Genomic DNA, 19,299 nt, shown 5'->3' with positions numbered 1-19,299 from the left:
GTTATTGACTGAAAAGTAATAATTTCAGACCTTTGACCGACAACATAAAACTTGCTATAAATAGCGACGAAACCTTTAGTGTCCTAAAAAAGACAAATTTAAAAGCAACGCCACCTATCATAAAAGTGACGTTGCTTTAACGTGTTAGTATTTTCATTATTTTATCGTTTCCTCATAGCGTGTAGTTGGTTGTTTAAAAATAGCTAATAAAATAAATGATACGAATAAAATTGCGATGAGCAAGGCAATCGTCATATTAACTGCACTTACAGGACCTAGCACTTTCGTTAGTAAAGCGTCGAAGCCCGGAATGCCCATCGTTCCTGGTAACAAAAATAAACCAACAAATAAACCTGCTGCTACATATGTTAATTTTGTCATTCATGAACACCCCTTTTTTTGAATATTTTTCTAGTATACCACATGTTCACATATTGTTCAAAAAATGCGGTATTTAGCTATAGAAAAAAGAGACGATTTACTATCCGTCTCTTTCATCTTTACCCGTTTTACTTACCCTTTAAACGGATAGTCTTCATTAATATAAACTCGTTCACAACGCAACGCTTTCCCTGTCTTGTCATCCACTTCAACAAAGAAGCCACTTAATTGTTCGCGACCCGATTTTGGCACTTCAAAACGCGTTGGCATATTCGTTTTAAAACGATACAACACGCTTTCCTTTTTCATCCCTAAAATCTCATCATACGGACCTGTCATACCAACATCGGTAATATACGCAGTGCCGCCAGAGTATATACGTGCATCAGCGGTTTGCACATGTGTGTGCGTCCCTACTACTGCAGATGCTCGCCCATCTAAATGCCAGCCCATCGCAATTTTTTCGCTCGTTGCTTCTGCATGAAAATCTACAAATACGAGTGGGGAGGTTTGTTTCGCTTCTGCCACTAACTCATCTATCATCGCAAATGGATCTTCATGCGGTGGTAAAAAGACACGCCCGTGTAAATTAATTACCGTTAACGTCACACCATTTTTAGTAATTTGAACGGTACCCTTGCCCGGTGCGTCTTGCGAAAAATTTGCTGGACGAATTAAATAGTCCGCCTCATCAATAAAATTAAAAATATCTCGATTATCCCACGTATGGTTACCCATCGTAATCACATCTACGCCTACTTGCAATAAATCTTGGTAAATGTTTTCGGTAATGCCACGACCTGCTGCAGCATTTTCACCGTTAGCAATAACAACATCGACCTCATATTTTCGACGTAAACGTGGTAAATATTTTTCTACTGTATCGCGGCCAATCGAGCCTACAATATCACCAATAAATAAAATTTTCATAACCTACTCAATCCTTTACAAAAAAATCTCCTCTAACACGCAGTTAAAGGAGACTTACTATTATTTTGCATATTCTACCGAGCGCATTTCTCGAATAACGGTCACTTTAATATGACCTGGATAGTCGAGTTCTTCCTCGATGCGCTTACGAATATCTCGTGCTAAACGATGTGCTGCTAAATCATCAATTTTATCCGGCTGAACGATAATACGAATTTCTCGTCCTGCTTGAATAGCAAATGATTTCTCGACACCATCGTAAGACTCTGATATTTCTTCGAGCTTTTCAAGGCGGCGAATATAATTTTCAAGTGTTTCACTACGAGCACCTGGTCGCGCTGCTGATAACGCATCGGCGGCAGCTACAAGTACGGCAATAACGGAAGTTGCTTCTGTATCGCCATGATGGGAAGCAATACTGTTAATAACAACAGGATGTTCCTTATATTTTGTAGCAAGTTCAACGCCAATTTCTACGTGACTTCCTTCTACTTCATGGTCAATCGCTTTACCGATATCATGCAGTAAACCTGCGCGACGTGCAAGTACAGGATCTTCGCCTAATTCAGCTGCAAGTAGACCTGCAAGTGTTGCAACTTCTACCGAGTGCTTTAAGACGTTTTGTCCGTAACTTGTACGGTATTTTAAGCGACCAAGAATTTTAATTAAGTCTGGATGTAAGTTATGAACACCGATATCGAACGTTGTTTGTTCACCCGTTTCACGAATATGCTCATCGATTTCACGGCGTGATTTTTCTACCATTTCCTCGATGCGCGCTGGGTGAATACGTCCATCTTGCACTAACTTTTCAAGCGCCAAACGTGCTGTTTCGCGACGAATTGGATCAAAACCAGAAAGAATAACAGCTTCAGGTGTATCATCGATAATAAGATCAATACCGGTTAATGTTTCTAACGTACGGATATTACGTCCTTCTCGTCCGATAATACGTCCTTTCATCTCGTCGTTCGGTAAATTAACGACAGATACTGTTGTTTCTGCTACATGGTCAGCTGCAAAGCGTTGCAATGCAAGAGACAAAATCTCTCGTGCTTTTTTCTCGGATTCTTCTTTTGCTCGCGTTTCAGCTTCTTTTGTCATAATCGAAATATCCGTTGAAAGTTCATTTTCAACTTGTCCTAAAATGACATTTTTCGCCTCTTCACGTGTTAATGAAGAAATACGTTCAAGTTCAGCTTGTTGTTTAGCGACAAGCTCTTCCACTTTGCTTTCCATCTGTTCAATATGCTGTTGTCGATTGGCTAGAGTTGTTTCACGTTTCTCTAGACCGATTTCTCGTGTATTTAGAGCATCATCCTTGCGATCAAGATTTTCTTCTTTTTGCAATAAACGGTTCTCTTGTTTTTGAAGATCTAAACGACGTTCACGAATGTCGTTTTCTGCCTCAACTCGAAATTGGTGAGTTTCATCTTTGGCTTCAAGTATTGCTTCCTTTTTGAGCGCCTCCGCTTCTCGTTGTGCTGTTTTATGAGCATCATCGAGTATTGCTTGGGCCTGGTACTTTGCGCCATTGATTTTATCATTATTCACTTTTTTCATATAAAAATACATAACAGCTGCACCAACAATGATGCCAAGCAAAGCGGAGATGATAGCTTCTGTCATACGAACACCTCCTCTTGCTAGTATGTTACTTAATTTTTTCATTGGCTTTCACAAAAAAAACTACATCAATTTGTAGCTATTTATCACGCCAGTTTTCATTATAATTTAGAAAATTATACATATTTAATTGTATAGTTCCTGCTAGGCTATGTCAAGGTTAGCTAACTGTTGTAATCATTTTATTTTTGCGTATTTACATGAAAAAACCGCTACTTTCAACGATGTGAAAATAGCGGTAGTCATTTGACGTTATTTTACTCTTGATCTACGAGTGACTCATCTGTTTTATCTGTCGTAGCAAGTTCATAAGGAATTGGTGCAATACCGTATGCATCACGAATACGACTAGAAATCTCATGTAAAATCGCTGGATTTTCTTTTAAATATTGCTTCGCATTTTCGCGACCTTGTCCTAGACGTTCATCATTATACGCATACCAAGAACCGCTTTTTTGTACGATATCTAGCTCTGCGCCTAAATCGATTGCTTCGCCTTCTTTTGAAATACCTTCACCATACATAATATCGACTTCTGCTGTACGGAATGGTGGCGCTACTTTATTTTTCACAACTTTAACTTTAGTACGGTTACCTACCATATCCGTACCTTGCTTAATTGTTTCTGCACGACGCACTTCTAGGCGCACCGAGCTATAGAATTTTAACGCTCGACCACCTGGCGTTGTTTCAGGATTACCGAACATAACACCAATTTTTTCACGAATTTGGTTAATGAAAATTGCAATCGTTTTCGATTTATTAATTGAGCCTGATAATTTACGTAAAGCTTGAGACATTAAACGTGCTTGTAAACCAACATGTGAGTCGCCCATTTCACCTTCAATTTCTGCTTTAGGCACTAATGCAGCAACTGAGTCAACTACTAAAATATCAATAGCCCCACTACGTACTAATGCTTCAGCAATTTCTAGCGCTTGTTCACCTGTATCAGGTTGAGATAATAATAATTGGTCAATATCTACGCCTAATGCACGAGCATAAACAGGATCAAGTGCGTGCTCCGCATCAATAAACGCTGCGCGCCCACCGCTCGCTTGCACTTCCGCAATTGCATGAAGCGCAACTGTCGTTTTACCTGATGATTCTGGGCCATAAATTTCGATAATACGGCCACGTGGATAGCCACCAACACCTAGTGCTGCATCCAATGCTAATGAGCCACTTGAAGATGTTGCGATTTCTAAATCGGTCTTTTCGCCGAGCTTCATAATAGAGCCTTTACCGAATTGTTTTTCAATTTGTTTTAACGCCATATCTAAGGCAGCTTGTCTTTCGTCCAAATTAATTCCTCCTCATGAATCTCTTTCTTATCTGTTTTCACTATACTTCTTTTTGAATCATTACGCAAGAAAAAAGCGAACGTTTATTCGTTTTTAGGGGAAAATAAAAATTTGAGCAGTTTTTCACTACTCAAATTTTCATTTTACGCTTTGTTTATATTGTAACCTAATTCGCGTAATGCTTGTAAAATGTAATGATACGCAAATTTTACTGTGCGTATGCGGTTTGTATTGCGCATACCCGACAGTTGTAATTGATGGGTATAAAGTTGTTCACCGATTACAAAAGCAATCCAAATCGTTCCTACAGGTTGACCTGCGTGTGCTGTGGGACCAGCAGCTCCTGTTAAACCTACGCCGATTGTAGTACCTAATTTAGCTTTTACTGCTTTAGCCATTGCTACAGCGCACTCTTTACTCACTACGCCATACTGTTCAATAAGTTTTTCATCGATACCTAGTTGCTCAATTTTAGCACGCTCTGTATAAGTAACAAAACCACCCATTAATGCGTCGCCTACGCCTGGAATTTCGGCTAACTCTGATTGAAATAGCCCTGCAGTTAAACTTTCTGCTGCACTGATAGTCAATGCATTCGCACAGAGTACTTCTACGAGCTTTGAAGCTAATGAGTCATCATTGATGCCGTATTGGTATTGACCAACACGCGATTGAATTTTCGCAACTTCTGCACGAATTAATACGTCTGCTTGCTGTTGTGTTTGCGCCTTTGCCGTAATGCGTAACGTCACTTCACCGTCTGTTGCTAAAGGTGCAATTGTCGGATTCGTTTGTGCTTCTAAAATATCTGCTAACTGGTCTTCTAGCGCCGCTTCACCGATGCCATAAAAGCGCATCACATGAGAAGTAATAATACCATTCTCATTTAATTTAGCCGCAAGTTTAGGCTTAGCTTCATATTGAAACATGGGGTGCAACTCTTTGGGTGGGCCTGGTAATAAAATGTACGTATGGCGCCCTTTCGCTATTAACATACCTGGTGCCATACCGTGATGATTAGCTAGCACCTCACTACCTTCAATGATGAGCGCTTGTTTACGATTGTTTTTTGTCATTGTCATATTGCGTTTTGCAAAATAATTTTCGATGTGTGTGAGAGCAGCTTCATCAAAAACGAGCGGTGCTTGTAAATGCTGCGCAATCGTTTCTTTTGTCAAATCATCTTTCGTTGGTCCTAAACCACCGGAGAAAATAAGTAAGTCTGCACGTCTCTCTGCAATTTCAATCGCTTGCTTTAAACGGGTTGGGTTATCTCCAATAACTGTGTGATAGTACACATTAATACCTAATTCAGATAATTGATTAGAAATATATGTGGCATTTGTATTTGTAATTTGCCCGAGTAATAGCTCTGATCCTACGGCAATAATTTCTGCGTTCATCTTAACACTCCTTATTTTGAGGCTAATAATGCATGGCGGTTTTTATAGAAATAATCCCAGCCTGACCATACAGTGAAAATTAGTGCAACATATAACATAATCATCGTAAATGGAATATGCCATATTTCAAATATAGCGTTATGGAATAACCCAAAGGTAATCGCTACAATTTGTGTTACCGTTTTAATTTTTCCGAGCTGATTGGCAGCTACAACTTCTCCACCGCCAGCTAGTACGAGACGTAAACCTGTTACCGCAAATTCACGGCTAATAATTACGATGACAATCCACGCAGGTGCAATTTGCATTTCTACTAACAAAATGAAGGCTGCTGAAACAAGTAGTTTATCTGCTAATGGGTCTAAAAACTTACCAAAAGTTGTGACTAAGTTATATTTACGAGCATAGTAACCATCTACCCAGTCTGTAGCGGATGCAAAGATAAAAATGAGCCCGCCAATAAAATGGTTTACAGGTAATGTTACACCTAAAAATTGCATGTCGCCCATACCAAAGTTAAACATCATCATCACAACAAAAAGCGGTATGAGTAAAATACGGGAAATTGTAATACGATTTGGAATATTCATGTCAAAGCACCTTTCTTTTCATCTACAAGAAAAAGCCATCTTTCAAACAAGATAGCTTTTTTATTTACTATGTTATAATAACAGATTTTCCAGTTATATCGGTAGCTTTCGCCTCTTTTTTTGCAAAATATCATAGAAATAGAGCACAACTAGAGAAGTTCCCTTCACGTTATGCTCTAATTTCTTCTCTTATTGCAAATTAAAAATTAAACTTTGTGGGTAGCCTTGACGTACATACTCCACTTTTTCGCCGTTTAATTGGACGTCAGTCGTTTCAATATTACCGATAACGATATAGACAGATTTCGCTGAGACATCTTCTAACTTGATTTCTTCGCCTGCTGTGTATACTTTACCTTCATTATCTAATAATGTCGCACGTGTCGCTGCATCGCGCACTTCAATCCATGCGTCACCTGTAAAGGATAGGTCAAAGTTTAACTGCTCAGGACCGGTTACATTAAATGTCGTAACATTACCGCCTGAGTTCGCTGCATCCTCGGTAATAGTTTGCGTTACTTTGTCTTTATCTTTGTCCTTGTCCTTACCTTTATCTTGTTCTTTATCTTTTTTAGGCTTTTCTTCTTTAGTTGCTTGTTGTTCTTTTTCTTGCTCTTTTAAAGCTGCCTCTTCTTTAGCTGCTGCTTCATTTTTCTTGCGTGTTTCTTCTTTTTCACGCTCTTTTTCTGTATCAATTGGCTTCACTGGCTCTGCATATTCTGCTTGTGAAGGATCTTCACTAGCATTTGGTAAATCTGTTTTCGATTTTTGCATATACATCCATACAGCAATCACAATAATACTAACTACAAATAAACCAACCATAATTTTAGGGAGAGCTTCCATCGTTTGTCTTGACGGGCTACCACCAATGCGATTACGTTTTTGACGTTGTGCTGGTATAACTGTCGTCGCTTCCATGCTTGGCGTGCTTGGCACTTCATTTTTGTACGTTTCTAGTAGCTCATCTGGATCTAAGCCAACCGCTTCTGCATATTGTCGGATAAACGCACGCACATAAAATGCCCCAGGGATACTATCATAGTCACCGTTCTCTATCCCTACTAAATACCTTTTTTGAATTTTAGTGATTTCTTGTAAATCACTTAATGTGTAACCTTTTGCTTCTCTCGCTTCTTTGAGTCGCGTTCCGATTTCCGTCAACAAAAACACCTACTTTTTTCTTAAAAATTAAAACTGTCAAATGCATTACCACTCGAAAACATATCATTTTTGCGCAACATTTCGAATGTAATTTCCTCACCGTCATGATGACGTAGCTCAATAATATAATTAAAATCACTTAACTGGTATTCACCCGTTTGTACAAACATGTCAGGGTGCTCTACAACTTTGGTGCCTGGCAAACGCATAATCTCACGCACAAGCTGTGTATGGCGCTCATCAGTTGAACGTGCCGTTACTACACCATCTAAAATAAAAATGTTATTAGGACTAAATTCATCGCCCATTAACTGATTGCGTACGGTTTGCTTAATCATCGTTGAAGATAGAAACACCCATTTTTTATTTGCACAAACACTTGCCGCTACTACGGATTCTGTTTTACCTACCCGAGGCATACCTCTTACGCCAATTAAACAATGCCCTTCTCTTTTAAAAAGCTCAGCTAAAAAGTCAACTAAAATACCGAGCTCATCACGTACAAAACGGAAGGTGTTTTTTTCGTCGCTATCGCGCGCAATATAATGTCCATGTCGCACAGCTAAACGATCACGTAACTTAGGTACCCTAAATTTCGTAAAACTAATATGCTCCATTTCTGCCACAATCGAACGGAAACGAGCAATAGCTGTTTCATCAGAGCGAACTAGCATGCCTCGATGTGTTTCATCAACACCGTTTACCGATACGATATTAATACGAAGCATACCGAGTAAAGACGCGATATCGCCTAATAAACCAGGGCGATTAAATTGAATTTCATATTCAAAATACCATTCATTCATAATTTCTGCCCCTTCCTAATGATGTAACGTGAAATTTCCGTATTAGTTCCATAATAGCGGATTTTACCATTATTGAAAAGTTACAAAGTGTTAAATATGCCACCCACCATTGACACGAATAATTTGTCCTGTAACATAATCCGCTTGTCCACTCACATAAAAGCGTACCATGGCACCGATGTCTTCACAACTCGCCATATAACCTAAAGGGATGGTATTAATAATTTCTTGCTTTTCCTGAGAATTAAGATGCGCGTTCATTGGTGTGTCCACGATGCCAGGGGCGATTACATTCACACGTGTATGCGACGGCGCTACTTCTTGTGCATAAGCGCGTACAAAACTATGTTGGGCTCCTTTTACTGCTGAATATAAGGTTTCTCCTGCTGCCCCGATATCCCCCCAAATCGAACCGATAAATATAATATAACTTGTAGGATGCTTGCGTAGTTTAGCCGCGGTTAGTGCAACTAATCGCATCGGATTTTGTACATGCACATGCCACAGTGCCTCCATATCAGCGGAAGTTGTATCTTCTAATAAAGCATAATGCGCTTGACCACTCGCAAAAACAATAGTTTGTATCGTAAATAGTTGCGCTGCTAACACTTCTGCACCTGTTGCCTGTAAAAAATTAGCGCGCAACGTTAAAAACTCTTGTTGCGGGTAGCGCTCTGTCAATTGTTTTTCAAGCGCGTTGGCCTTATCAACACTCGTATTATAGTGCAAATAAAGCGACCAACCATCCGCTGCTAACTGAGTACATATTGCATGACCAATAGCACCTGTTGCACCTACTACTAATGCAAATTTTTTCACACATTATCACCTAGAGGTTCAATAACGAAAGAAGTTTGTTGCGACTCCCCTTCAATTGAGGCAAAAGCTGCTTCAATATCGGCAATCGTAATTTCTTCTAACATCGGCACAACATCAAATAAATTCATATCATTAAATGCGTAGCGAGTAAATTGGTTAGCGATAAATTCAATATAGTTAAATTGGCGTAGCATCGAGCCAATTTGCTTACGTTTTTCACGTGCCACGTCACTTTCTTTAAGTGCTAACCCTGCCGACAGGCGTGCTAATTCTTTTTTTACTTCTTCAATAAAACGCTGAGGTTCGTGCGTATCTGTACCAATTAATGCAAAGCCATAACCGTGTTCTAGCATAAAGCCAGCATCATACGTTTCATCTACTAACCCTTCGTCGTAAAGTCGCTCATAAAAAGCTGAGGTGCGACCAAACAACAACTCCATCGCTATATCCATCGCTAATTCATGCTTTAACATAGCTTTACCTTGCAGGGATACTTCACGTGCTTTTAGCCCTACATATACTTTAGGTTTTTGCACATCCATCTGTAGCGTACGATGTTTAATTGCCACATCTGTCGGTTCAGATTCAAAGAAGCGCTCAATTGGCGTGACAGGCGCAAACGTTTTACTCGCTTGGTTTTGACGAACAAAGTCCATCATCTCTTGTGGGTTCACAGCACCGATAATGAAAAGCAACATATTTGAAGGGTGGTAAAACGTATGGTAGCACGTGTATAGGTGTTGCGCTGTAATTTTATCAATCGATTCAATTGTGCCAGCAATATCAATTTTTACCGGGTTTTTATGGTACATATTTTCAATGGCACCAAAGTAAAGACGCCAACTCGGTTGGTCATCATACATCGTAATTTCTTGACCGATAATGCCCTTTTCTTTATTTACTGTTTCCTCAGTAAAGTAAGGAGACTGCACAAAATCGAGTAACGTAGCTGTGTTTTGATAAAGTTGATCTGTCGCTGAAAACAAATAAGAGGTGCGCGTGAATGATGTAAAGGCATTAGCTGATGCACCTTGCTCACTAAACTTTTGGAACACATCTTCATCTTCTTTTTCGAACATTTTATGCTCTAAAAAATGAGCGATACCATCCGGTACTGTAATTGGCTCTTTTTCGCCGAGGGGCGTGAACATACGGTCTACTGAACCATATTTTGTTGTAAACGTCGCATACGTTTTTGAAAAGCCTTTTTTCGGTAAAATATAAACATCTAAACCATTTGTCATTTTTTCATAGTATAAACGTTCTTCTAGCTGTTCAAAGTATAATTCTTTCATTTAGGCTTCCTCCCTACCACTTAAGAAGTAGGCTGCTTCTAATTGCATTTGTTGTGCCATTTTTGCAACCTCTTGTACCGTTACATTTTGCCACTTTTGTGACCATGCTTCTACGGTAAATGGCTCTTTTAAATCTTTATATTGGTCATATACTTCAATTTGTCCACGTGCTGAATCTAATGCTTCACGCAATTGATTTTTTAACATGGCTTTCGTTTGTGTCATTTCGCGCTCGCTAATATCGCCTTTTGCCATACCGTTTAACTGTTGCTTAATTAACGTAAAAGCCTTCTCTTCATTGATCGCTTCAATACCTGAAGTTACAAATACTAAGCCGTGATGTGAAGCATAAGCACTTGACGCATAGTAAGCTAAACTTTCTTTTTCACGTACATTCATGAAGAGCTTAGAGTGTGCATAACCTCCGAAGATGCCATTGAATACTTGCATTGCAGCAAAATCATCATCACCAAAACGCACTGGTGTCGAAAAACCAATATGCAATTTACCTTGCTTCATCGTTTGCTGTTCACGCACATAACGAAATTCTGCCGATTGAGGTGTAGTAGATCGTTGCTCGGTAACCGGCGTACGAGCCGTAAATGGAAACGCTTCCTTCATTGTAGCTACCATACTTGCTACATCGACATCGCCAACGACGTAAATATCGACACTATCGTGTTGCAACATGTTTTGATACGCCGCATATAAGCTTGTTGGCGTAATAGCATTCACTTCAGCTACTGTACCATTTGCCGAAATTGATGCAGGGTGATTAGGTCGCAAAATTTCCATTAATCGTTTTTGAGCAAAGCGAGCTTTATCATCAAATACCGCTTCGATACGCTCTTCTACAATTTTCTTTTCTCGCGTTACGATGGCTGGTTTAAATTCACCATTCGCTAAATTAGGTGCAAATAAGGCTGATTTCATTACCTCAATCATCGGTTCAAATACCGCTTCATGCGATAAATATTGATCATTTACAATTTCTGCATTCATATACAGCGTATGAGTCGTTCCTTTTTTAGCAGTATCAAAGTAAAGTACAGCTCCGTACAAATCGTCTAAAGCACTTCGGTAAGCTGCTGTTGTCGGATATGCAGCATTACTGTGCTGTAATACATTAGTTAATACCGTTCTTTCTGCAGCAACTTGTGCTGTTAAGGCTGTACGAAATTTAAACGAAAAGCTGATCGTTTTAAATTGTGTAGTTGGGCGCACATACAATGTAACACCTTGAGCTAACTCGATTTTCTCAAACATTGAGAAACCCTCCATTTCTATAAAAAGCGCTACTCTCTACTATACATCTGAATGCACAAAAAAAGAAGGAAGAGCACTGTTTTTTCGCTCTTCCTTCTCGGAATGAACCCCCTATTTTTTTATAATTAGCAGGATACTTACACACGTTTTCGAACGACGTGGAAACTAAATTTGTCTGCTCTAAAATAATTTTTAGAAAGTAAGACCAGTCTGTCATTCTCATCGTAATGATGTTGTTTTAATACTAATAAAGCTGTTTCTGACCCACACCGTAAAATCGGTGAGGCCTCTTCATGATAGCCTACAGGGTCGATATACGTAACAGCATAAGCTACACGAATAGCTCCTGACTGCTCTAGCGCTGAAAATAAAGAAGTCTCTTTATTTTCCACAAAATCTTTAGGTACATAATGCGCTGGTAGTTTATCAATACAATAAACAACCGGGTTACCATCCGCTGTACGTACACGCTCTAACGTAAGCATTTTTGTTTCTTCCGTACAACCAAAGCTTTCTATCTCTTTTTCACTCGGGGTACTTTCATCAGCACGCAGTAACAATGTACCAGGCGACATATTGACAGCTTCAATCATCGAAGAAATACTTGATAATTGTTCGATTCCCGAGGTAAAGAGTGGCTTTGGATTAACAAAAGTACCCACACCATGACGGCGCACAATAACATTGTCCTCTTCAAGCAATCGAAGTGCTTCTCGAAGCGTAGCTCGACTTACACCTAGCGATTTAGAAAGCTCGAATTCAGAAGGTAACTTTTCATTTTCTTTAAAGACCCCTGTATCAATATCTGTTTTTAAGCGATCAATCACTTGCAGATAAAGATGACGGTGATCCGTTCGAATTGTCACTACATTCACCACCTTTAAACGTCAGACATCTGATGTACAACAATCCCTACTAATCGTTCATAATATACCATTTTTAACATGTGAAATAAACGATTTTGCAAAAAAAATGATTTATTGTCACGATAATGTGCATTTCACTTACTTTATTTGTTAAATAAAGAGCGTTATCATCAATTTAAATGAATAGCATTAAATTATTCTTATATAATGAATTTATACTTAAAAAGTGAAAATAAAGTTCGATACAATTTGAAGAGTATTATTGAACAACTTCAAAATAAATGCTAATTCAGTCATTAGGACCAGTTGTCTTTAGCGTCATCTATTTCTACTATCTAAACAGAGTGCCGCCTCCCTTTAAATGAAGAGCAGAAATCACGACGAAATAAAGGTATATCAACATTGTAATAAACTACTAAAAAATCCTATTATAGCATAAGTTATCTTACAGCTAGGACAGTGCATATAATCAAATCGATTCACATTCTTAGTTTGTGATGAGCTACACATACAACGAAAAAATATCTACGCTTCTCATTGTATTAACACTTCACGCCCGCGACTTCCTCTTGGTGGCCCTACTACCCCATGTTCCTCTAACTGATCCATAATTCGCGCTGCACGTGCATACCCTATACTAAATCGGCGTTGTAACATGGAAGTCGAAGCATTTTTAGACTCAATCACGAGTTGTACTGCTTGCTCATACAGCTCATCTACATCCTCAGCTACTGCTTCCTCCTCATCTGTAGGAATCATTTTTTCTTCGTATTGTGCTTGTTGCTGACTAATGACATGATGCACAATACTTTCGACCTCTTGATCAGATAAAAATGCACCTTGAATACGTGTTGGCTTGGACGCGCCTGATGGTAAAAATAACATATCACCACGACCTAATAGACGCTCTGCACCCCCACCATCTAAAATTGTACGTGAATCTACTGCAGATGATACAGCAAAGGCAATACGTGAAGGAATATTTGCTTTAATTACGCCTGTAATCACGTCTACAGATGGACGTTGTGTAGCAATAATTAAATGGATACCAGCTGCACGCGCCATTTGTGCTAAGCGCATAATAGCATCCTCAACTTCTTTAGAGGCAACCATCATTAAATCCGCAAGCTCATCTACGATTACTACAATAAATGGAATGCGTTGTAATGTGGGGCCGTCGTCCTCTGGCACATAACTATCTACATACTTATTATAGCCTTCCATATTGCGCGTATTCGTATGGGCAAATAAATCATAACGACGCTCCATCTCATCCACTACCTTTTTTAAGGCTTGTGCGGCTTTACGCGCATCTGTGACAACAGGTGCTAATAAATGAGGGATACCATTATAAATGTTTAACTCCACCATTTTAGGGTCAATCATCATCATCTTAACTTCATGCGGAGCGGTACGCATTAAGATGGATGTAATAATACCGTTAATACATACACTTTTACCACTACCTGTAGAGCCTGCCACAAGTAAGTGAGGCATTTTATTTAATTCTGCTGTAATCGCCGCTCCTGTAATATCACGCCCTAATGCGACTAATAACTTTTTATCTAAGTTAGTTTCTGTACCTTGTAATACTTCGCGTAATGTTACCATCGCTACTTCTTTATTCGGCACTTCAATACCGATCGCAGATTTCCCGGGAATAGGTGCTTCCATACGGATGTCCTTTGCAGCTAATGCTAATGCTAAATCATCTTGCAAGCTTACAATTTTACTTACCTTGACTCCTGTTGCAGGGAGCACTTCATACTTAGTTACCGCTGGCCCTAAATGCACTTCAGTGACCGTAGCTGAAACACCAAAGCTTGCGAGCGTTTGCTCTAGCTTTTTCGCATTTTCTTGCAAACTATCATAATCACTACTTTGATCGTGTTGCGTTGGCATTTGTAAAAGTTGCATAGAAGGTAGTACATAATTTTCGTTTTCTGTTGTCATAGTAGGCAATACAATTTCCTCTGTAACGGCTACCTCGGGCTCTATATTTTTAGTGAAATCCGAGATAATCGGTGCATTTGTAGGTGTCGCTGGCATATTATCTTCTACAGGGATAGGTGCTGACTCTTTTACTACCTTTCTACTACGTTTTTTACTAGGAGGCGCAATGACACGTTCTCCTTCTTGTACTTTTTCCTTTTTTGGTAAAGTCAAACGAATATTTTTAGATTTTTCTAAAACAATAGGTATTACTGCTTTTCCTGTAATAACTAATACACCACTAATAAACAGTACCCAGGCAATTAATTTAGCACCGACTGTATCAAATAAAACGTGCAAAATACCGAAAAGAATCGCACCAATCATTCCTCCGCCTAACGCTCCACTGCGTAACACTATACCTTGCTTATCAATGAGTGCACGCCATGTCTCACGGATAACTGAATCAGACAAAGCATTAGGAACATCAATAAATTGACTATAAAAAATACTGTGACTCCATAGTAAAAAGCTCGCTGTAATGAGTGCAATACCTAATAAAGCAGGCGTCTTCCACTGGACTCTTTGTTGCTTTACCATCAATAAAAAAGCGATGACTAGCAAAGCGATAGGAATCATTAAGTTCATATTTCCTAATAAAAACAGACCAACTGTTTTAAAAAAACGTCCTACAACACCGAGTTCAAAAAAGCCAATAATTGCTGCTGTAATACAGACTAACCCTGCAATTTCGTAAGCAATAACTTGCCAAACGCTTTGCCATTTACTAGGTGTAGGTTTTGGCTTGGCTTTCGGTTTAATTGGGGGATTTTTCGTTGTTACTTTTTTAGGGCGACGCATTTGTGCCACCATCTTCACTTCCTTTATTTAAAAAAGGACTTTCAGCCAAATGGCAGAAAATCCTTTTTCATTTATTAATATTCCATAATAATCGGAATGATCATTGGGCGGCGCTTCGTTTTTTGGAAGAGGTATGAATTTAATGAATCACGAATTTCTTGCTTAATATTCGTCCATTCAAATGTTTCTTTACCTACATATTTATCAATAACATTGCGCGCGATTTTCGCTGATTCTTCCATTAGCTCTTCAGACTCGCGAACATAAACAAAGCCTCGCGATAAAATCTCTGGTCCTGAAGCAATCGTTTTTTGTGCACGATTTAACGTTACAACGACGATAAAGATACCATCTTGTGATAATAATTTACGATCGCGTAAGACGATATTACCTACATCGCCTACACCAATACCATCAATAAGAACATTGCCTGCTGGTACACGACCACTCATACGCATACGACCTGATTTATACTCCACAATATCCCCTTTATCCGCAATAAAGATATGGTTTTGTGGAATGCCAACTTGATGGGCAAGCTTTGTATGGCCAATTAGCATACGGTACTCACCTTGCACAGGCATAAAGTATTTCGGACGCATTAGGTTAAGCATTAATTTTAAATCTTCTTGGCTTGCGTGACTTGATACGTGAACATTTTTACTTGCTGTCATAATTGTTGCGCCAGCTTTTGCAAGTAGGTTCATTGTATTAGACATTTGTACTTCCATCGCTGGAGATGGTGTGAATGTAAATAGTACAGTGTCGCCTTCAGTGATTTTAATATCGCGGTGATGTTTACGCACTAATTTTTCAAGTGCATCAAGTGGTTCACCTTGGTTACCTGTTACTAAGATAATAATTTCATTGTTATCGTATTTTGCAATGTCGCCAACGGCAATCATTGTTTCTACATCTGCTTTTAAATAGCCAAGCTGTAAACCAAGGTTTACGGAACGTTCAAGGCTCTTACCGACTAGTGCTACTTTGCGTCCCGCTTTTTGTGCTTGTGTTAACACTTGCTGGATACGGCTAAAGTTTGAAGCATAGACAGCAATTAAAATGCGTCCTTCAGCACCGTGGAATGTTTTAGCTAATTGTGTTTCGATTACAAGCTCTGACGTTGTATGACCTGGTCGATCCGCTTCGACAGATTCAGACATTAATAAAAATACGCCTTCTTCGCCTACTTGTGCCATTTTACCGAGGTCAGGTCGGAACTTGCCCTTAGCCGATTGGTCAAACTTAAAGTCGCCTGTATACACAATTGCACCCTCAGATGTATGGAACACAATCGCTAATGAATCCGGCACACTATGTGTCGTATGGAAGAACGTTACGTATGTTGAATTAAAATTCATACGGCTACGATTTGTTACTTCAAAGAATTTCACCTGGTGCGGCGCTGGTAATTCTTTTAGTCGTTCCTTTACTAGCGCAATCGTTAATTTTGAGCCATAAACAGGGGCTTTAATTTTTTGAATAACATAAGCAATCGAGCCAATCGCCGATTCATGTCCGTGTGTTAGGAAGATTCCTTTTACACGCTCTTTATTTTCTACTAAATACGTAATATCTGGGATGACGATGTCAATGCCTAACATTTCGTCCTGCGGGAACATTAGTCCGCTATCGCAGACAAAAATTTCGTCATCAATTTCTACTACGTACATTGCTTTACCGATTTCGCCTACACCACCGAGTGGAATAACGCGAATCACTTCATTTTTCTTTTTTGTCACTTAATTTTCCTCCTAAAAAATATCCCGTACAGCAACCACTTATTTGTATTATACGTTTTCATTGCTGTTTGCACAAACAAAATTACACTCACGGCTTTTATTTCCGTTTTTTTAGCGCTTTCCACATAAAAAAACCTCCCTATCGCTAGAGAGGTGGCTAACTTATTTAAAGTTTTTCGCTTTCGCTTGGTACGTGTCCCAAACATTATCAAAGTTCGCTTTTTCTTCATCTGTCATCTCAACCATTGGTAGACGAACATTTAATGTATCAAAGCCTAATTTTGTCATAGCATATTTTACAGGCGAAGGGTTAGGCTGTGCAAAAAGAGCACGAATTAATGGTAGCATCGCACGGTGAATATAAGCTGCATCCTCATGACGTGCCTCGTCAAATGCTGTAAACATTTTTTGCATGTCATTACCAATCACATGCGCCGCTACAGAAATTACACCGTTACCGCCTACAGCCCATAGTGGTAGAGCTAAACCATCATCACCACTGTAAACGTAAAAATCATCTGCTACATGGTCGATGATTTCAGCCATTTGATCTAGGTTACCACTCGCTTCTTTAATGATTTGGATATTCGGAATTTTACTTAAAGCAATCGTTGTCTTCGCCTCAACATTAATACCTGTACGCCCTGGAATATTGTATAGCATAACGGGTAGCTTTGTTTCTTTCGCAATTACTTCAAAGTGTTTATAAATGCCAAGTTGGTTCGGTTTGTTATAATACGGTGCTACAAGCATAATACCATCCGCACCATTTTTCTCAGCTGCATGCGTCATATCAATTGAGTACTTTGTTTCGTTATCGCCTGTACCTGCAAACACCGGCACACGTCCTGCTACTTTTTCTACAGTAAAGCGTACAACTTCTAACTTTTCTTCCGTAGTTAACGTTGGATTCTCTGCTGTTGTACCACATGCAACGATACAATCTGTACCGTTGTTAATTAAGTGATTAATAATGCGCTCTAGCTCTTCATAGTTCACAGCACCGTCATTTGTAAATGGCGTAATCATCGCTGTTGCAATTCGACCAATATTCATTACTCCTACACCCCTAATTTTTATAGTAAATTATCTTCAAGCATTGCCTCGGCAATTTGGATTGAGTTAAGCGCAGCACCTTTAAGTAAGTTATCTGCCACAATCCATAAATGCCAACCACGTTTGTTGGACAAGTCTTGACGGATACGACCAACATACACAGGGTCCTCGCCTTCTGCAAAGATTGGCATTGGATAACCTTGCGCTGTAATATCATCCTGTAGTACTAAGCCTGGTGCTGTGCGTAGTGCTTCAAACACCTGCTCTTTTGTTGCTTCTTGCTCAAGCTCGATATAAACCGACTCTGAGTGACCCGTCACAACAGGTACACGCACGCAAGTTGCTGCCACATGTAAATCAGGCATGCTCATAATCTTTTTCGTTTCATTAATCATTTTCATTTCCTCTTTAGTAAAGCCGTTTTCTTCAAACACATCAATTTGCGGAATAACGTTGCGCGCGATTGGGAAATGCTTTTTATCACCTTTTACAGGTAATACGCTTGCCTCAACATCCTTGCCTTTCTCCCACTCACTACTTTGCTGTTTAAGCTCGTTAATTGCTGCAATACCTGAGCCAGACACCGCTTGATACGTTGACACAATTACAGATGTCAGACCGTAAGCTGCGCGCAGTGGCTGTAATGCCGCCACCATTTGAATTGTTGAACAGTTTGGGTTGGCAATAATACCATTATGCTCTTTTAATGCACCACGGTTTACCTCTGGCACTACTAATGGTACATTCGGCGCCATACGGAAATGGCTCGTATTATCAATCACTACGGCTCCGCGCTTTGCCGCTTCTTCTGCTAATGCTTCAGATACTGAGCCACCTGCACTAAAGAATGCTACATCTACGCCTTCAAACGCTTCAGGTTTTGCTTCTTCAATCGTATGTGTTTCGTCATTAAACTCAATTGGTTTACCCGCTGAACGCGCTGACGCTAAAAATTTAATCGATTTTACTGGGAAATTGCGTGATACTAAACGCTCCATAATTGTTGAGCCAACTGCTCCTGTAGCGCCTACAATCGCTACTGCTACTTGCTTTGTCATAATTATCTCTCCTCAAAACTGTAGTACATAATGAGAGTTATTGTAACATATTTACTCGCTTTACGGGCTGTTATTATTGAATTGTTTGAAAATTTGTTGCAATAGCGCGCTAAATTATTCTTTTTATAGCGTACAGCTGTATTTTTAGAAAGAACAAAATAAAATTGACAACTGTTTTCTAACTGTATATACTGAGAATA

At 39.4% G+C, this 19,299-nt stretch carries 16 protein-coding genes; all 16 read right to left on the bottom strand.

Annotation, left to right across the window (positions count from 1 at the left end; translation table 11 throughout):
* Positions 1 to 156: 156 nt before the first annotated feature.
* Positions 157 to 381: a hypothetical protein gene (locus tag DDE80_RS01200; protein WP_108305862.1), complete on the bottom strand. Its 225-nt coding sequence runs from the start codon at positions 379 to 381 to the stop codon at positions 157 to 159.
* 132 nt (positions 382 to 513) lie between these two features.
* Positions 514 to 1,311, bottom strand: a complete 798-nt coding sequence (locus DDE80_RS01195) for a TIGR00282 family metallophosphoesterase (protein WP_108305861.1) — start codon at positions 1,309 to 1,311, stop codon at positions 514 to 516.
* 60 nt (positions 1,312 to 1,371) lie between these two features.
* The gene (rny, locus tag DDE80_RS01190) at positions 1,372 to 2,940 is read right to left on the bottom strand and encodes a ribonuclease Y (RefSeq protein ID WP_108305860.1); all 1,569 of its coding nucleotides are present in this window, start codon (positions 2,938 to 2,940) and stop codon (positions 1,372 to 1,374) included.
* 254 nt (positions 2,941 to 3,194) lie between these two features.
* A complete protein-coding gene (gene recA, locus DDE80_RS01185; RefSeq protein WP_108305859.1) occupies positions 3,195 to 4,241 on the bottom strand; it encodes a recombinase RecA in 1,047 nt (348 codons plus the stop codon).
* Positions 4,242 to 4,384: 143 nt separating this feature from the next.
* Positions 4,385 to 5,644, bottom strand: coding sequence for a competence/damage-inducible protein A (locus tag DDE80_RS01180; protein WP_108305858.1), 1,260 nt, complete (start codon positions 5,642 to 5,644; stop codon positions 4,385 to 4,387).
* Between the two features lie 11 nt (positions 5,645 to 5,655).
* Positions 5,656 to 6,234 carry a CDP-diacylglycerol--glycerol-3-phosphate 3-phosphatidyltransferase gene (pgsA, locus tag DDE80_RS01175; RefSeq protein WP_108305857.1) on the bottom strand — a complete coding sequence of 193 codons (579 nt, stop codon included), beginning with the start codon at positions 6,232 to 6,234 and terminating at the stop codon, positions 5,656 to 5,658.
* Positions 6,235 to 6,423: 189 nt separating this feature from the next.
* Positions 6,424 to 7,398 carry a helix-turn-helix domain-containing protein gene (locus tag DDE80_RS01170; RefSeq protein WP_108305856.1) on the bottom strand — a complete coding sequence of 325 codons (975 nt, stop codon included), beginning with the start codon at positions 7,396 to 7,398 and terminating at the stop codon, positions 6,424 to 6,426.
* A 20-nt stretch (positions 7,399 to 7,418) separates the two neighbouring features.
* On the bottom strand, positions 7,419 to 8,204 hold the full coding sequence (locus DDE80_RS01165; RefSeq protein ID WP_108305855.1) for a DUF3388 domain-containing protein: 786 nt from the start codon (positions 8,202 to 8,204) through the stop codon (positions 7,419 to 7,421).
* Positions 8,205 to 8,294: 90 nt separating this feature from the next.
* On the bottom strand, positions 8,295 to 9,023 hold the full coding sequence (ymfI, locus tag DDE80_RS01160; RefSeq protein ID WP_108305854.1) for an elongation factor P 5-aminopentanone reductase: 729 nt from the start codon (positions 9,021 to 9,023) through the stop codon (positions 8,295 to 8,297).
* Positions 9,020 to 10,318, bottom strand: coding sequence for an EF-P 5-aminopentanol modification-associated protein YfmH (yfmH, locus tag DDE80_RS01155; RefSeq protein WP_108305853.1), 1,299 nt, complete (start codon positions 10,316 to 10,318; stop codon positions 9,020 to 9,022). The genes ymfI and yfmH overlap by 4 nt, the downstream gene beginning before the upstream one ends.
* Positions 10,319 to 11,584: an EF-P 5-aminopentanol modification-associated protein YfmF gene (yfmF, locus tag DDE80_RS01150; protein WP_108305852.1), complete on the bottom strand. Its 1,266-nt coding sequence runs from the start codon at positions 11,582 to 11,584 to the stop codon at positions 10,319 to 10,321.
* Between the two features lie 137 nt (positions 11,585 to 11,721).
* A complete protein-coding gene (locus DDE80_RS01145; protein ID WP_108305851.1) occupies positions 11,722 to 12,450 on the bottom strand; it encodes a GntR family transcriptional regulator in 729 nt (242 codons plus the stop codon).
* 534 nt (positions 12,451 to 12,984) lie between these two features.
* Positions 12,985 to 15,255: an FtsK/SpoIIIE family DNA translocase gene (locus DDE80_RS01140; protein WP_235612237.1), complete on the bottom strand. Its 2,271-nt coding sequence runs from the start codon at positions 15,253 to 15,255 to the stop codon at positions 12,985 to 12,987.
* A 62-nt stretch (positions 15,256 to 15,317) separates the two neighbouring features.
* A complete protein-coding gene (locus tag DDE80_RS01135; protein ID WP_108305850.1) occupies positions 15,318 to 16,985 on the bottom strand; it encodes a ribonuclease J in 1,668 nt (555 codons plus the stop codon).
* 162 nt (positions 16,986 to 17,147) lie between these two features.
* On the bottom strand, positions 17,148 to 18,041 hold the full coding sequence (gene dapA / locus DDE80_RS01130) for a 4-hydroxy-tetrahydrodipicolinate synthase (protein WP_108305849.1): 894 nt from the start codon (positions 18,039 to 18,041) through the stop codon (positions 17,148 to 17,150).
* A gap of 20 nt (positions 18,042 to 18,061) precedes the next feature.
* Entirely contained in the window at positions 18,062 to 19,099 is a 1,038-nt protein-coding gene (locus tag DDE80_RS01125; protein ID WP_108305848.1) for an aspartate-semialdehyde dehydrogenase, read from the bottom strand.
* Positions 19,100 to 19,299 lie beyond the last annotated feature (200 nt).

This window comes from Metalysinibacillus jejuensis (assembly GCF_003057615.1).
Classification (GTDB): domain Bacteria; phylum Bacillota; class Bacilli; order Bacillales_A; family Planococcaceae; genus Metalysinibacillus; species Metalysinibacillus jejuensis.
The sequence above is the reverse complement of the archived record's forward strand: the minus strand, read 5'-3'. Positions and strand labels throughout refer to the sequence as shown.

Excerpts from the sequence above, each read along its gene's own strand:
- DDE80_RS01200 (WP_108305862.1), bottom strand. The coding sequence starts at position 381 with ATGACAAAATTAACATATGTAGCAGCAGGTTTATTTGTTGGTTTATTT.
- DDE80_RS01195 (WP_108305861.1), bottom strand. The coding sequence starts at position 1,311 with ATGAAAATTTTATTTATTGGTGATATTGTAGGCTCGATTGGCCGCGAT.
- rny (WP_108305860.1), bottom strand. The coding sequence starts at position 2,940 with ATGACAGAAGCTATCATCTCCGCTTTGCTTGGCATCATTGTTGGTGCA.
- DDE80_RS01180 (WP_108305858.1), bottom strand. The coding sequence starts at position 5,644 with ATGAACGCAGAAATTATTGCCGTAGGATCAGAGCTATTACTCGGGCAA.
- pgsA (WP_108305857.1), bottom strand. The coding sequence starts at position 6,234 with ATGAATATTCCAAATCGTATTACAATTTCCCGTATTTTACTCATACCG.
- DDE80_RS01165 (WP_108305855.1), bottom strand. The coding sequence starts at position 8,204 with ATGAATGAATGGTATTTTGAATATGAAATTCAATTTAATCGCCCTGGT.
- yfmH (WP_108305853.1), bottom strand. The coding sequence starts at position 10,318 with ATGAAAGAATTATACTTTGAACAGCTAGAAGAACGTTTATACTATGAA.
- yfmF (WP_108305852.1), bottom strand. The coding sequence starts at position 11,584 with ATGTTTGAGAAAATCGAGTTAGCTCAAGGTGTTACATTGTATGTGCGC.
- DDE80_RS01140 (WP_235612237.1), bottom strand. The coding sequence starts at position 15,255 with ATGGTGGCACAAATGCGTCGCCCTAAAAAAGTAACAACGAAAAATCCC.
- dapA (WP_108305849.1), bottom strand. The coding sequence starts at position 18,041 with ATGAATATTGGTCGAATTGCAACAGCGATGATTACGCCATTTACAAAT.
- DDE80_RS01125 (WP_108305848.1), bottom strand. The coding sequence starts at position 19,099 with ATGACAAAGCAAGTAGCAGTAGCGATTGTAGGCGCTACAGGAGCAGTT.